This window comes from Nocardia alni (genome assembly GCF_019038435.1).
GTDB lineage: Bacteria > Actinomycetota > Actinomycetes > Mycobacteriales > Mycobacteriaceae > Nocardia > Nocardia alni.
In genome coordinates, this window is the sequence record NZ_JAGPOX010000120.1 from 15,601 (window position 1) to 29,552 (window position 13,952).

13 protein-coding genes are annotated in these 13,952 nt (G+C 66.8%); 5 read left to right on the plus strand and 8 right to left on the minus strand.

Features of this window, described 5'->3' with window-relative positions:
- Positions 1 to 61: 61 nt before the first annotated feature.
- From JZ791_RS33405 to JZ791_RS33415, 3 genes are read right to left on the minus strand one after another with little or no spacing between them, the layout of a single operon-like run.
- Positions 62 to 529: a DUF742 domain-containing protein gene (locus JZ791_RS33405; RefSeq protein ID WP_216900057.1), complete on the minus strand. Its 468-nt coding sequence runs from the start codon at positions 527 to 529 to the stop codon at positions 62 to 64.
- Positions 526 to 954 carry a roadblock/LC7 domain-containing protein gene (locus JZ791_RS33410; RefSeq protein WP_216900059.1) on the minus strand — a complete coding sequence of 143 codons (429 nt, stop codon included), beginning with the start codon at positions 952 to 954 and terminating at the stop codon, positions 526 to 528. Before JZ791_RS33410 ends, JZ791_RS33405 begins: the two co-directional genes overlap by 4 nt.
- On the minus strand, positions 951 to 3,713 hold the full coding sequence (locus tag JZ791_RS33415) for a sensor histidine kinase (RefSeq protein WP_308163230.1): 2,763 nt from the start codon (positions 3,711 to 3,713) through the stop codon (positions 951 to 953). Before JZ791_RS33415 ends, JZ791_RS33410 begins: the two co-directional genes overlap by 4 nt.
- A gap of 269 nt (positions 3,714 to 3,982) precedes the next feature.
- Here JZ791_RS33415 and JZ791_RS33420 point away from each other — a divergent pair, with 269 nt between their 5' ends.
- Entirely contained in the window at positions 3,983 to 4,768 is a 786-nt protein-coding gene (locus JZ791_RS33420; RefSeq protein WP_216900061.1) for a DUF4389 domain-containing protein, read from the plus strand.
- 19 nt (positions 4,769 to 4,787) lie between these two features.
- On the opposite strand, the gene JZ791_RS33425 is transcribed toward JZ791_RS33420, so the two are convergent.
- The 3 genes from JZ791_RS33425 to JZ791_RS33435 form a co-directional block, all read right to left on the minus strand.
- Positions 4,788 to 5,699: an ABC transporter ATP-binding protein gene (locus tag JZ791_RS33425; protein ID WP_254206773.1), complete on the minus strand. Its 912-nt coding sequence runs from the start codon at positions 5,697 to 5,699 to the stop codon at positions 4,788 to 4,790.
- Positions 5,700 to 5,832: 133 nt separating this feature from the next.
- The gene (locus tag JZ791_RS33430; RefSeq protein WP_308163231.1) at positions 5,833 to 6,642 is read right to left on the minus strand and encodes an ABC transporter permease; all 810 of its coding nucleotides are present in this window, start codon (positions 6,640 to 6,642) and stop codon (positions 5,833 to 5,835) included.
- Positions 6,635 to 7,441: an ABC transporter permease gene (locus tag JZ791_RS33435; protein WP_308163233.1), complete on the minus strand. Its 807-nt coding sequence runs from the start codon at positions 7,439 to 7,441 to the stop codon at positions 6,635 to 6,637. Before JZ791_RS33435 ends, JZ791_RS33430 begins: the two co-directional genes overlap by 8 nt.
- Positions 7,442 to 7,695: 254 nt before the next feature.
- On the opposite strand from JZ791_RS33435, the gene JZ791_RS33440 reads away from it, so the two are divergent.
- From JZ791_RS33440 to JZ791_RS33455, 4 genes are all read left to right on the plus strand, one after another.
- Positions 7,696 to 8,817, plus strand: coding sequence for a sugar ABC transporter substrate-binding protein (locus JZ791_RS33440; protein ID WP_308163234.1), 1,122 nt, complete (start codon positions 7,696 to 7,698; stop codon positions 8,815 to 8,817).
- An 11-nt stretch (positions 8,818 to 8,828) separates the two neighbouring features.
- Positions 8,829 to 9,602 (plus strand): ATP-binding cassette domain-containing protein, encoded by a 774-nt coding sequence (locus JZ791_RS33445; RefSeq protein ID WP_216900063.1) that lies wholly within the window; start codon positions 8,829 to 8,831, stop codon positions 9,600 to 9,602.
- A 31-nt stretch (positions 9,603 to 9,633) separates the two neighbouring features.
- Positions 9,634 to 11,085, plus strand: coding sequence for a sugar ABC transporter permease (locus tag JZ791_RS33450; RefSeq protein ID WP_216900065.1), 1,452 nt, complete (start codon positions 9,634 to 9,636; stop codon positions 11,083 to 11,085).
- A 186-nt stretch (positions 11,086 to 11,271) separates the two neighbouring features.
- Entirely contained in the window at positions 11,272 to 12,429 is a 1,158-nt protein-coding gene (locus JZ791_RS33455) for an ROK family transcriptional regulator (RefSeq protein WP_216900067.1), read from the plus strand.
- Between the two features lie 95 nt (positions 12,430 to 12,524).
- Here JZ791_RS33455 and JZ791_RS33460 read toward each other — a convergent pair whose 3' ends face one another.
- Both JZ791_RS33460 and JZ791_RS33465 read right to left on the minus strand, forming a co-directional pair.
- On the minus strand, positions 12,525 to 12,752 hold the full coding sequence (locus JZ791_RS33460) for a hypothetical protein (RefSeq protein ID WP_216900069.1): 228 nt from the start codon (positions 12,750 to 12,752) through the stop codon (positions 12,525 to 12,527).
- A gap of 228 nt (positions 12,753 to 12,980) precedes the next feature.
- Positions 12,981 to 13,466, minus strand: a complete 486-nt coding sequence (locus JZ791_RS33465) for a DUF5666 domain-containing protein (protein ID WP_216900071.1) — start codon at positions 13,464 to 13,466, stop codon at positions 12,981 to 12,983.
- Positions 13,467 to 13,952: the final 486 nt, after the last annotated feature.

Consider the following 13,952-nt stretch of genomic DNA (forward strand, 5'->3'; position numbering starts at 1 on the left):
CTTGACCGAAACGGCCGTCGGCTCCGGAGGTGCGGAGGCTGGCTCCGGCGAATTGCGATTCTCAGAGTGACCGAACAAGATCCCTGATCCTCTCGATGGCTGCGGTGGAAACTTCGTCTGCCGACGCCACCGCCGCGTGGCCGGCGATCACCAGATCGCTGACCATGACCCGAGCGACACCGATCGGAACATGCAGTGCGGCAGCGATTTCGGCGATGGAATGGGGGTGCTGGCATAGTCGTGCCACGGTCTGCAGCTCGAACCGCAGCGGCGCCGAGAGCGCGGCCGGGGTCGCCCGGACCAGGGTTTCGACACGCAGACCGTCGATCACCGGGGTGGTTCGCCCCGCCGTCATCAGGTACGGGCGCACCACCGGTCCGGCGTCTTCGGACGGGTCCGATACGATCGGCGGCTCGGGCGCCCCCGCGTCCGGCGCCACAGCACCGTCCGACGGATCCGGGGCCGACCACTGGGCTGACCTGTTCAGCTCGATCATCCGAGTGTCGGGAACCCGGTGCTGGCCGGTCATCTCCGTAGCGACTCTCTCAGCTCGGCGATCAGCGTCGGGGTCAGCAGCGCGCCGGCCCGGTCGGCCAGCACGGCCATCTGGTAGCCGACCAGGCCCACATCGGCGTCGCTGTCGGCGATCACGCCGACGCAACTCCCGTCGGCGATCGCCGACACCAGCAGGAACCCACGCCGCATCTCGATCATGATCAGCTTGAGGCCGTCGAAGTCGTAACTGCGCGAGGCGCTTCGAGCCAGGCTCACCAGTCCCGACACCATGGCCGCCAGACGGTCCGCCCCGGCCCGCTCGAGGCCCTCGGACATGGCCATCAGCAGTCCGTCCGAGGACACCGCGACCGCGTCGCGGACACCGTCGGTGGTGCGTACGAAGTCGGTGAGCAGCCAGTTGAAGGTGTGTGAACCGGAATCCGGCAGATGCGTGGTCACCGGGCGTCCTCCTGTGCGGTCGATGCCGAAATCCGTGCCGGCTCGTCCAATTCGCCGCGCTGGTAACTGGCGCGGAAGCTCGAGAGCATCCCGCGGACCTGCTCGGGTGAGCGTTCGACAGCCGGTGGTGTCGACCGGTTGGGTTGTACCGTCACCGAGGCGGCGGTCTTCCCATCAGTTTTCTTGACGCGTTTGACGAGACCGTTTCGGGTCCGTTGCACCTCGGGTTCGGGTGCTGCGTCAGTGTAATGAATTTCGTTGGCGGGCGGTGTGTGTGGGGCCGGTATTGTTTCGGCCGATTTCGCGGCGGCCGCGGGTGCGGGCGGCTCGGCGGCGGGCGGCGGCTCGGGCCGATCCCGTTGCCTGGCGGCCTGATCTCGTTGGATGGCGGCCCCGCTGAGCGAGTCCTTCATCGGTCCCGCGGGAAGCGTCGGGAACGGGTCGGGGCGCACCGCGGTGCTGTGTCGCGGGCGGCCGTTGATCCGGGGGGTGGCCGGATGCGTCGGCGTCGGGCGATCGGCCGGTGCGGCATCCGGGGCGAAATGCCGTCCGGTATCCGGACCATTGTCCACCGGCGTGCCATTGTTCCCCGGCCCGCCGTTTCGCGAGAGTTCCCAGGGCAGAGGGGAATTCGCGATGTATGCGTCCATCGCGTTCGATCCGGCGGGCACTGCCGAATTCGCGTCGCTCACGCGCAGCACCGCGGTCGTGTCCGCCGCCGGGAGTTCGGCCGGGGCCTCGACCCCGGGCTCCAGCACCGGCTGGGCGTCCCCGGCCGGCAGCGTCCACACCGATTGCGCCGCCTCGAGTTCCAGCGCGCCGGCGCCGAACGGTTCGGCCAACAGGGCCATCGGCAGGAGCATCCGGGCGGCCACGCCGCTGATCGGGGAGGTCGTCAGCTCCACCTCGATACCCAGGCGCTGCCCCAGGCGTCCGACGACGTAGTGGCCCAGGAAGCGGGTCGGCGCGACCAGGAAGTCACCGGCCCCGCGCAGCCGCGCGTTGGCCGCGGCCAGCTGTTCGGCCGACATGCCGACACCGTGGTCGACCACCGCGAGCAGGTACTGGGAACCCAGGCGGCGGCCGTAGATCTCGACCTCCACATCCGGCGGTGAGAAGGCCAATCCGTTCTCGATCAGCTCGGCCAGCATATGCGCCAGCTCGCTGACCACCGCGCCGACGATCGGCACATCCTCGATGCGGCGCAGGAGCACCCGGCGGTAGTCCTCGACCTCCGACAGCGCCGCGCGGATCATGTCGGTCAGCGCGATCGGCTCGGACCACCGCCGCGGGCTGGTCTCGCCCACCAGGACCAGCAGGCTCTCGGCGTTGCGGCGCATGCGGGTGGCCAGGTGGTCGAGTTCGAACATGTTCGACAGGGCCTTGGGGTCGAGCTCCTCACGCTCGAAGTCGCTGATCAGGGCAAGCTGGCGGCGCAGCAGGTTCTGGTTGCGGCGGCCCAGGTTGGCCAGCGATTCGGTGGTGTTGCGGCGCAGTAGCGACTGTTCGGTGGCCAACTCGTAGGCGGTGGTCTGCATGCGGTCGAAAGCGGCCGCCACAGACTCGATTTCGACGCTCGCGTGGTCCGGGGTCCGCACCGGCGTGGGTGGGCCCGGTTCGGCGGCGTCCGGTGAGTGCCACGCGGCGATCAGCGCGGGCAGCCGCTGCGTGGCCACCTCGTCGGCCTCGGAGGCCAGGGCCGCCAGCGGGCGCACGATGGCTCGCACGCTGGCCACGACCAGAGCCACCAGGGCCAGCAGGGCGATCAGCGCGGCGACCAGGTAGGTGATCAGGGTCAGTGCGGACTGGCGCTGCAGATCCTTTGCGCGATGCTGGATTTCGGCGCCGATGGACTTCTGCACACCGCGCTGGGCGTTGATCACGGAGGTCATCGCCGTCCACCAGTTCTCCGACGAGACCGGCTGGGCGAGCGGCCCGTGCTGCGAGGCGACGGCGACCGCCTCCATGCTGTCGGCCTCGGTCGCCGCGGGCGAGCGCAGCGCGTCGTCCAGCTCGGTGCGCTGTCGCGCCGTCGCGTTGTGCGGAAATGCTTGCAGCGCAGCCTGTTTCGCCGCACGGATGTCCAGGAACTGCACGTACTCGCCGCCGCCGAAGCTGCCGGCGGCGAAGACGCCGGTGAGGAATCCGCGCTCCTGACCGGTGAACTCCTTCGCGTCGCCCAGGGCATAGAGCGCCTGCAGGCCGCGCCACACCTGATCGTCCTGCGCGTGGTCCAGGCCTGGGCGGGCATCGTCCAGGGCGGCGATGGCGCTGGTGTAGTAGCCGAACACCGCCGAGCGCTCGATCCGGTCGGCGTCGACCTCGGCGCGGGTCTGGTTCAGCGAGGCCAGCTGCGTCACCGCCGTGCGGATCGCATCGGCGTCGGGGGGATTGTCGGCCAGCGTCCGGTTCAGGGCTACCAGGGCGCGATCGGTGGCGGGCCGCTGGGCATCCAGGGCCTGGCGCATCGCCGCGTCACCGCCCAGCATCCCGTTGGTGAGGCCGCGCTCGCGCTGCACCTCGTGCACCAGATCCTGGGCGGACAGGGCCAGCGACACCGCGCGAACCGTATCGCCGGTGCTGCGGTAGGCGCGGAACTCGCCGGTGATGAGTACACCCAGCAACGCGAGCACCAGTACGATCGACACCACCAAAACGCGGGTCAGCTGACCGCGGATGGTGCGGGGCCGCAACAACCTGGCCGCCGGGTTACGCCGCTTGTTACCCTGCGGCAACAATGGCGCTCGACGGAATTGCACTTCGACTCCTCATATTCCCTCTCCGCACGCACGGAGCAGGATGGAGCGCGGCGGAGAATCAGAAGCAAGGTGTCACAATATGATCGATTTCGCAACAGGAACGGCACGCTCGGATGGGCGAGTGCGGGGGCGAGGAGCGGTCCCGGGCGAGGGGAGCGCAGTCGATGACACATCCACGCCGGAAAGTCCCGTGAACGTGACCTGACTGCGTGACAATGGGCGGCATCCCGGCTCGTGCCGAGCCGGAAACGCCCGAAAGAAGCGTGATCATGCAACCAGGATCCCCCGTCTACCCTGTTCGCGTTCGCGGTGATCTCGATCCGGCGCTATCGCGCTGGCAATGGATCATCAAATGGATTCTTGCGATTCCGCATTACATCGTGCTGATCTTCCTCTACATCGCGTACTTCGTCGTTACGGTAATCGCATTCTTCGCCATTCTGTTCACCGGTCGTTATCCTAGAGGGCTGTTCGATTTCAACGTCGGCGTGCTGCGGTGGGGCTGGCGTGTCCGCTTCTATGCGCTCTCCCCGGCGGGTACCGACCGGTATCCACCATTCAGTCTGCGCTCGGACGACAGCTATCCGGCCGACCTCGCCGTGGACTATCCCGAGCGGCTCAACCGCTGGATGGTGCTGATCAAGTGGTGGCTGCTGGCGATTCCGCAGTATCTGATCGTCATGGCCTTCACCGGAGGCATGGGCGGCTTCTGGGGCGGGCGGCATCGTGGCCATGGGGGCCACGGGCACTGGATGAACAACGGCATGCATCACGGCATGCACCACCACTGGATGGCCGGTGGCACGGGGTGGCTGTCCCTGGTGACCATTCTGGTGATCATCGCCCTGATCGGGCTGCTGTTCACCGGCCGCTACGCCAAGGGCCTGTTCGATTTCGTGATGGGCCTGTTGCGCTGGACGATTCGGGTCCGCGTGTACGTCTCGCTGATGCGCGATGAGTACCCGCCGTTCCGGCTGGATCAGGGCGCGCGTGAACAGAGCCCGCCCGCCCCGCCGGTCGAGGAGGCGAATCAGCCCGCGCCACAGGAGGGTTGATCCGGAAACAGGGTGAGCCTCAGTCCGCGTCCCCGTCACCCGGTGGCGGGGACGCGCTGTGGCGCCGGGCCGTCTGCGCCTGGTAGATGCGTCGCACCACGTCATCGATGTCGGGCTCCTCGATGGACAGATCGCGCACCTCTGCCAGAGCCGACACCTCCGTGAGAAGCTGTGCCGCGGTGACGGTTTCGGGGTCGAACGCCAGGCGCTGGCGGATACCGCCGCCCTCGCTGGCGATCAGCTGCGCGCCGCGCAGGCCGGTGAGTTCGGGTGCGGGCGCGACCAGATCGACCACCAGCACTCGCCGCACCGGGACGGTGGCGGCCAGGCCGGTGAGCGAGCCGTCGTAGACCAGGCGGCCGTGGTCGACCACGAGCACCCGTTCGCACAGCCGCTCGATATCGCCCATGTCGTGGGTGGTCAGCAGCAGCGTGGTGCCGCGCTCGATCCGCTCATAGGACAGGAAGTCGCGTAATCGCTGTTTGGACAGCACATCCAGGCCGATGGTCGGCTCGTCCAGGATCAGCAGTTCCGGCGAGTGCAGCAGGGCCGCGGCGATCTCGGCGCGCATGCGTTGTCCGAGCGACAGCTGGCGTACCGGAGTGTCCAGGGTGCCGGCCATTTCCAGCTGCTCCACCAGCTCGTGGATGCGCTTGCTGGCCAGATCGGGATCGATCCGGTGGATCGCGGACAGAATCGTGAACGATTCGTGCAGCGGCAGATCCCACCACAGCTGCGATCGCTGCCCGAAGACCACGCCGATACGCGCGGCCAGTTCGCGCCGCTGCCGCACCGGCTCGAACCCGCAGGTGCGTACGGATCCCGAGGTGGGGACCAGAATTCCGGTGAGCATCTTGATGGTGGTCGACTTGCCCGCGCCGTTTGCCCCGATATAGCCCACCGCTGTGCCGGATTCGATCCGGAAGCTCATCCGGTCGACGGCGGTGATCATCTCGCGCCGCCGCCGCCAGCGGTGCTCGTCCTTGCGATGTACGACGAATTGTCTTGTCAGATCCTGTATTTCGACCGAATTATGATTGCCGGGCGCTGCTTCGATGGACACACTATCCACCGCCTCCCTGATAGTGGTGTACTCCCGATCTCCAGACCAGCATCGCCATTCCCCAGACCCATAGCGCCGCGATCGGACTGGCCCATGCCAGCCAGGACGGCAGCCACGCCGGTCCGTGCAGGCGCAACAGTTCGATCGTGGGCAGGTAGGCGACGAAGGACACCGGCACGGCGAACCCGAACAGCATTTTCATCTCGGGGCCGAATACCGAACTCGGCTGTTGCGAGGCGAATGCGCCGCCGTAGGTGAAACTGTTGGTCATTTCCGAGCCGTCGATGAGGAAGAACTGCAAACCGGCAGCGCACACGAACAGTCCCCCGAACAATGCGATTCCGGCTGCCAGCGATATCGCCACGAGGGTCATGTCCGTTACGGTCCAGTCGATGCCGTTGCTGTCGATGCCGACCCCCAGTACCGCCGCGGCCACGCCCGCGCGGGTCAGGCGGCGTAGCGAGATATCGCTGGTGATCAGTTGCAGCAGCAACGGTTGGGGCCGCAGGTGGAAGGCATCGAGGGTGCCCGCGCGGATGTAGTTCGGCAGGGTGTCGGTATGCCCGAAGGCGATCTGGGCGATGGAGAAGGAGAGGTTGGACAGTCCGAACAGCAGCAGCATCGCGTGCAGGTTCAGCCCGCCGAGCACACCCACGTTGTGGTAGATCACCCAGACCTCGGCGAATTCCACCGCGCCGACCAGCAGGGAGGAGAGCATGTCGGCGGCGAAGGACAGGGGGTATGCCTGCTGTGAGCGCATCCGTGAGCGGAGCACGGCGCTGTAGGGGGTGAACCACGATTGCTCAGCCACCCTGCACCTCCAGTTTTCGGCGGCCTGCGCGTAACAGAATTCTGCCGAGGAGTATTGCAACCACCACCCAGAGTACTTGCACAGCAACTATTTCCAGCGAGCCCAAACCGGACGCCCGACCCGATAGCACATCGATCGGTCCCTGGAGCAGCGACGGGAACGGGGTCAGTTCCGCACCGATGCGCAACCACCCTGGAAACAAATGAACCGGTACGAACAATCCGGCCATGAACGTCGCCACGATCTGATACAGCAGCCTGATCCCGCGCGTTTCGATCATCCAGAATCCGGCCAGGCACACCGCGAAGAGCAGCAGAAACGAAATCGTCACCGCCAGCACGACACTGAGCGCGCCGAGCAGATAGGGCGCCGCGCGGTGCGGCATGGCCAATTCGAAGGCGAGCAGGCCCGCGGCGATGCTGGGCAGCCCGCGCAACAGCAGGGCACATCCGGCTCTTCCCAGATCGGTTGCCAGATAGCAGAATTGGATGTCGACCGGACGCAGGAAGTCGATCGCGACATCTCCGTTACGAATTCGCTCGGCGATGTCCAGCGGTGGACCCATCACGCCTATGGATCCCAGCAGTCCCTGCGATAGCCAGACGTATGCGCCGATGGAATCCGGTGTGTAGCCGCCGAATCCGGCGGTGGTGCGGACCGCGGCCAGCATTACCGAGGCGCGCACGAGCCCGAACACCACATTCGTGAACATGCCGGCGAACATGGCCAGCCGGTAGTGCCACTGCCGGAGAAACCCCGCTTCCGCCAGTCGCCAGTACACCGTCGCAGTGGCGCGCACAACCATTCAACGCTACGGCGCGCGTACGGAGTTCACACCGGAATCGGTGAAATTGCAGATGTGATGCGAAAGTTGCCATCTCGATGCTGCCGCCGAGAGCCTCGCGGTCAATCAGTGACCTGAGACACACCGTAACACAATTGTGACCTCTGCCGCGCCCGTCGTCGCATATGTTGTTGCCTACAACATATGGCCTTCGTCACCGGACCCACCCGAGCCGGCGACGAAGGCCGCCAGTTCGAAAGGTTCACCTGATGAGGATGACACGGTACGCGGCCGTCGCGGTTGCGCTCGCGGGTCTTTTGACGCTCACCGCTTGCGGTTCCAACTCGTCCAGTAGCAGCAGCTCCGGTAGTTCCGGTGGCAGCAGCGGTGGAAAGAACGGGACCGTCGGGGTGATCCTGCCGGAGACCGCGACCTCCGCTCGCTGGGAGGGTTTCGACCGGCCCATGCTGACAAAGGCGTTGAACGCCGCGGGATTCGACGCCGACGTCGAGAACGCCCAGGGTGACGTGCAGAAGTTCAGCTCCCTGGCCGACGGCATGATCGCCAAGGGCGTCAAGGTGCTCGTCATCGCCTCCATCAACAGCGAGGTCGGCAACGCGGTCGCCAACAAGGCGCACAAGGCGGGCATCCCCACGATCGACTACGACCGGCTCAACCTGGGCGGATCCTCGGACTACTACGTGTCGTTCGACAACGTGAAGGTCGGCGAGTTGCAGGGCCAGGCGGTGGCCGACGCGCTGAAGTCCAAGCCGGGCGGCCAGGTCATCGAGATCGAGGGCGCGCCGACCGACAACAACGCCACCCTGTTCCACCAGGGTGAGGAGAACGTCCTCAAGCCGCTGTACGACGCGGGCACCCTGAAGCTGGTCGCCAGCCAGGCCATCGACGGCTGGGACAACCAGAAGGGCGGCCAGGTCTTCGAGCAGCTGCTCACCGGTAACGGCAACAAGGTCGACGGCGTCGTCGCCGCCAACGACGGCCTGGCCGGGGCCATCGTGACCGTGCTGAAGAAGAACGGCCTGAACGGCAAGGTGCCGGTCACCGGCCAGGACGCGACCACCGACGGGCTCAAGGCGATCCTGCGCGGCGACCAGTACATGACGGTGTTCAAGCCGATTCAGCAGGAGGCCGACTCCGCGGCCAAGCTCGCCGTGGCCCTGGCCAAGGGCGACAAGGCCGCCGCCGACGCCATCGCCACGCAGTCCAGCCAGGACCCCAAGGGCAACCGGACCGTGAAGTCGGTTCTGCTGACCCCGCAGACGGTCACCAAGGACAACGTGAAGATGGTGGTCGACCAGGGATATGTGACGGCTGCCGATCTGTGCTCGGGCGATGTGTCCGCGGATTGCACGCAGCTCGGAATCAAGTGACGAGGTATTAGATGAGTGAGCCGCTGCTGCAGATCTCCGGGCTCAACAAGAGCTTCGGCGCGGTCCATGTGCTGCACGATGTCGAGTTCACCGCACCGGCGGGCGAGGTTACCGCGCTCGTCGGAGACAACGGTGCCGGGAAGTCGACGTTAGTGAAATGTATTGCCGGAATTCACGGTTCGGATTCGGGCACCGTACGGTTCAGGGGCGAGGAGGTGCACGTGCACGGCCCGAGGGATGCGGCCGCGCTGGGCATCGAAGTGGTCTATCAAGACCTCGCGCTGGCCGACAATCTCGACATCGTGCAGAACATGTTCCTGGGCCGTGAACGCGGCAAGCCGTGGTTCATGGACGAGGCGTCCATGGAGGATGCGGCGCGGCGCACCCTGGCATCGCTGTCGGTGCGCACGGTGAAATCCGTGCGCACCCCGGTCGCATCGCTGTCCGGTGGTCAGCGTCAGACCGTGGCGATCGCGAAATCGGTGCTGTGGAACAGCAATCTGGTGCTGCTCGACGAGCCGACCGCCGCCCTGGGTGTGGCACAGACCCGGCAGGTGCTGGATCTGGTTCGCCGACTCGCCGAACAGGGGCTGGGCGTGGTGCTGATCAGCCACAACCTCGCCGACGTGTTCGAGGTGGCCGACCGGATCGCGGTGCTGTACCTGGGCCGGATGGCGGCGCAGGTGCGTACCGCCGAGGTGACGCAGAACCAGGTCGTCGAATTGATCACCGCGGGCCGATCCGGGGAGCTGGGCTTGGCCCGGCCGGACGCCGCGGTGCTGTAGAAGTGGCACTTGTAGCAGGAAAGCAGTTGTGATGACGCAAGTTTCGGCCGACAAGGCGGGCGGGGAGAACCCCGAGTCCGCCACCGGCGACCGGACCGCGATCGCCGATTTCGGCATCGACACCACCACCGTCTCCACCGCGGAGGCCGTGCGCTCCTATCTCGCCCGCGTGAGGGGCGGCGAGATCGGTTCGCTACCAGCGCTGTTGGGGCTGGTGGTGCTGATCGTGCTGTTCAGCTCGCTGTCGAATGTGTTCTTCTCGCTCAACAACATCGCGAATCTGCTCGCCCAGGGCGCCGGGCAGACCATCATCGCGATGGGCATCGTGTACGTGCTGCTGCTGGGTGAGATCGACCTGTCGGCGGGCACCGCCTCCGGTGTTGCCGGGGCGGTACTGGCGATGCACTATGTCGACAACGGAAATCTGTTGACCGGCATGGGCAGTACGGTCTTCTACATATTCAACGGCCTGCTCGTGCTGGCCGCGGTGCTGGCCGGGCTGCTGCGGGTCTGGCCCGGGGTGGCGATATCGCTGCTCGGCGTCGTGCTCACGGTCGTGGGTTTCCACGGCAATCCCTGGATAGAGATGCTGCTGGCGGTGTGTGTCGGCGTCGCCATCGGCTGTATCACCGGATTCCTGATCGCCAAGATCGGCATGCCGTCGTTCGTGGTGACGCTGGCGCTGTTCCTGGCCTGGCAGGGTGCGATCCTGCAGTTGATCGGCGAGGGCGGCGTGCTGGGCATCAGTTCCTCGCACGTGCTCGACTCGGTGGCCAACGGGAATCTGTCGGTGTTGTGGAGCTGGGTGCTGTTCGTGGTGGCCGCGGGAGGATATGCGGTGATTACGTTGTTCGGCCACTTCCGCAGGCGGGCAAAGGGTTTGGTGGTGCAGCCGACCCTGATGGTGCTGCTCAAGGTGGGTGCGCTGGTCGCGCTGGCCGCGGTGGCGACGGCGTTCATGTCGGTGAACCGGTCGCCCAGCTCGCTCATCAAGATCAGCGGTGTGCCGTATGTGGTACCGATCGTGTTGGTGCTGTTGGTCATCGGCACCTACGTACTCAATCGGACCACCTACGGGCGGCACCTGTACGCGACCGGTGGCAACCGGGAGGCGGCGCGGCGCGCGGGCATCAACGTCGTCCAGTTGCGGGCGAGCGTCTTCGTGATCTGCTCGGGTGTCGCGGCGGTCGGCGCGATCGTCTACTCCTCCAAGGTGGGTTCGGTCGATCCGCAGGCCGGCGGGTTGAACACCCTGCTGTTCGCGGTGGGTGCCGCGGTGATCGGCGGCACCTCGCTGTTCGGCGGCAAGGGCCGGGTCGCCGATGCGGTCATCGGTGGTGCGGTGCTCGCGGTCGTGGGCAACGGGCTCGGCTTGCTGCGCCAGCCCGCCGCCGTGGTCTCGGTGGTCACCGGCCTGGTGCTGCTGCTGGCCGCGACCGTCGATGCCCTGTCCCGCCGGCGCGCGGCCAACACGGGCCGATAACGCCGGTGCGCGCCCAGCCGAATGTCACGTCGATTCGGATCAAGGGGATGAACGTGACATTCGGCCGGTCCTGCCCCGCCCTGGCAGGACCGGTCGAATGTCACCCCCGTTCAATTGGTTTGGATGAAGGCGACGTTCGGCTCGGGTTGTCCCGGGCGGAGGCGGAATGATGGTGGAGGTTCGGGTATGAGTGTCGCTCGGCCCGATGAGGTGCGTCGGTTCAATCGGGCCTCGCTGCTGCGGATACTGCATGTGAGTGGGCCGGCCACCCGCGCGGCGCTCGCGACCGAGTTGGGGTTGAACCGGTCGACCATCAAGATGCTGGTGGACGGGCTGGCCGGGGACGGTGTCGTCGAGGAGCGGGTGCCGCGGATACCGCAGGGTGCGGGCCGGCCCTCGCTGCTGGTGCTGCCGCAAGCGCAGGCGGTGGTGGTGCTGGCGGTGGACATTCAGGTGGAGCACGCGAGTATCGCGCTGGTCGGGCTCGGCGGTCAGATCCTGGGGCGTAACAGCTGGAATCTGCGTGGGCGCGGGCGGGATCCGGACGAGGTCGTGACGCATGTGGCCGAGTCCGCGGCGTTGCTGGCCCAGGATCTGGATCTGCACCCGATCGCGGCGGGGATCTCGGTGCCGGGTGTGATCCGCCGTACCGACGGTCTGGTGCACACCGCCTCCAATCTCGGCTGGACCGAGGTGCCGCTGGGTGAGCGGATGGGCAAGGTGCTGGGGGTGCCGGTGGTGATCGGCAACGACGCCGAACTCGGCGCGCTTGCCGAGTTCGTGCGCGGTCTGGGGCGAGGGGCTTCGGACGCGGTGTTCGTCTCGGCCGAGATCGGGGTGGGCGGCGGCCTGATCGCCGAGGGGGAGCCGATGCGCGGTTCGGTCGGATATCTCGGCGAGATCGGGCATATGACAGTGCATCCCGGCGGACGCGAATGCCATTGCGGGAACGTGGGTTGCTGGGAGACCGAGGTCGGGGAGGCCGCGCTGCGCCGGGCGCTGGGTCTGGCGGAGTTCGGGCCGCGCGGTGCGATCGTCGCGGAACTGCGTGAGCTGCAGCGTGATTCGGATCCGGTGGCGCGGCTGGGGGACTATGTGGACTGGTTGATTCTGGGGCTGGTCAACGTCGTGAACATCCTGGGCCCGGAATTGGTTGTGCTGGGGGATATGTTCGCGATCCTGCCGGACGCGGTGGTGCGTGCCGCGCAGGCGGAGGTGCGGCGGCGCAGTATGGTCAGCCGCGCACACGGGGGCGTGCGGATCGAAAAGTCTTCGCTCGGTGCGGATGTGAAGCTGCTCGGTGCCGCGGAGGCGGCGTTCGAGGACGTGCTCACCACGGTCTGATCAGGAAAAGGCCCCGTGTCCCGACGACTCTGGACACGGGGCCGATCCCCTGCTGCCGATCGGCGCGCAGTCCTACCCACCGCGCGCGCAGCGTGCTAGTGCTGCGGCGGCGGGCAGCCCTTCGGCGGGTTGCCGGGCGATCGGCCCTGCGGGGCCCCACCCGGAGGCGGCTGATGGCCCTTCGGGGGCGGCGGGCACTGCTGCCCGTTCGGCGGGGGTCCCTGCGGGGGCTGCGCGCTCGCGACTTCGGCGCCGATTCCCAGCGCTCCGAGAGCCAGTCCGCCGATGGCTACGGCGGCCATCAACCTCGACGTGATTCCCATACCAACCTCCTTGTGTGGTCCGTGCCTGCCGGGCCGACGAGAGAAGCTTCGCTGTCACACATATGCCTTTTGTGGGTGCAAGTTAGGTGTGAGCTGTGAAGGCGGGCGCCTTTCGACCACGCGTTTGGCGCAGATGTGACGGCTCGGAGGGTGAACAGCAAAAGCCCCGCCGCATCGGATGTACCGGTGTGGCGGGGCGGCGTGTGCAGGTGGGTGAAGCGGGGTGGATCAGTTCGTGGTGGGCGCGGCCGACGGCGCCGGCGCACCCGACGGGGGAGTCATGCCCGGATGCTGCCTGGGCTGGGAGATATCGGTCGCGGTGACGGTGGTCCCGGAGACCTGACCCCGTACCGCGACCATCTCGCCGACGGTGAACGCCGAGGCCTGCTCCGGATTCTTCTTGGAACCGAAGACGGTCTGCGGGGTGATCGTCACGGTGACGGTGGACCCGTCCTTCTTGGTGAGCGTCCAGCTGTTCGCGCTCTCGGTCGCGATCTTCCCGAACACCGCATTCCCGCGATGATGCGGCTTCGCCGTCGACGACGAGGCGGCAGCCGAAGTGGACGACGCCGGCGCCGAACTGGTGGTGGACGATCCACAGGCACTCACACCGGCCACAACCGCAACGGCCAAGCCCGTGGCGCCGATGGCGAACGTGATGGTACGACGACGCGAGGACTGCGAGGGGGCTCCGGAGGGAGTCGAGTTTGTCATGGCCGCAAGATTATTGACCCTGGCTGGGTGTTCCCTCTGTAGCCACTGCCAGTCACCTCGGCGAACTCTGTGAGTCCGCTGGCAGCGATTCGTGCCGACAGAACTGCATTCGGCCAGGTCAGCGGACTGGTCGGTTGCCTAGGAAGGGCGTCCCTGGCTACCGACCAGTCCGTTACCGCGGTAACGGATTCTGGCCGAGGGAGCGTCGTCCGTTGGCCGGGCCGGCGCACATACGCACTTACGCTAATTTTGATAAATCGACTTATCACAATCAAGCGGACAGCCCGACCGACCCTGACCCCCTCGATACGGTCTGCGATGTAAAGCTTGCCGAGGCCGAAGCCATTCCGGTCGTGTAGTTACTCACCAATGGACTCACGGCGGTGTAGGCGCGGGCCACGCCAACCCGCCGCACCTGGGTATGGGTGCGGCGGGTGTGCTGGGCCGTCGTGGGCCGTCGGCTGGGGAGGTGGGGCCGACGGGGAT

Bases quoted from the DNA above. Each gene is read 5' to 3' on its own strand.
- JZ791_RS33405 (WP_216900057.1), bottom strand. From the start codon at position 529: ATGACCGGCCAGCACCGGGTTCCCGACACTCGGATGATCGAGCTGAAC.
- JZ791_RS33420 (WP_216900061.1), top strand. From the start codon at position 3,983: ATGCAACCAGGATCCCCCGTCTACCCTGTTCGCGTTCGCGGTGATCTC.
- JZ791_RS33425 (WP_254206773.1), bottom strand. From the start codon at position 5,699: ATGAGCTTCCGGATCGAATCCGGCACAGCGGTGGGCTATATCGGGGCA.
- JZ791_RS33440 (WP_308163234.1), top strand. From the start codon at position 7,696: ATGAGGATGACACGGTACGCGGCCGTCGCGGTTGCGCTCGCGGGTCTT.
- JZ791_RS33445 (WP_216900063.1), top strand. From the start codon at position 8,829: ATGAGTGAGCCGCTGCTGCAGATCTCCGGGCTCAACAAGAGCTTCGGC.
- JZ791_RS33450 (WP_216900065.1), top strand. From the start codon at position 9,634: ATGACGCAAGTTTCGGCCGACAAGGCGGGCGGGGAGAACCCCGAGTCC.
- JZ791_RS33455 (WP_216900067.1), top strand. From the start codon at position 11,272: ATGAGTGTCGCTCGGCCCGATGAGGTGCGTCGGTTCAATCGGGCCTCG.
- JZ791_RS33460 (WP_216900069.1), bottom strand. From the start codon at position 12,752: ATGGGAATCACGTCGAGGTTGATGGCCGCCGTAGCCATCGGCGGACTG.
- JZ791_RS33465 (WP_216900071.1), bottom strand. From the start codon at position 13,466: ATGACAAACTCGACTCCCTCCGGAGCCCCCTCGCAGTCCTCGCGTCGT.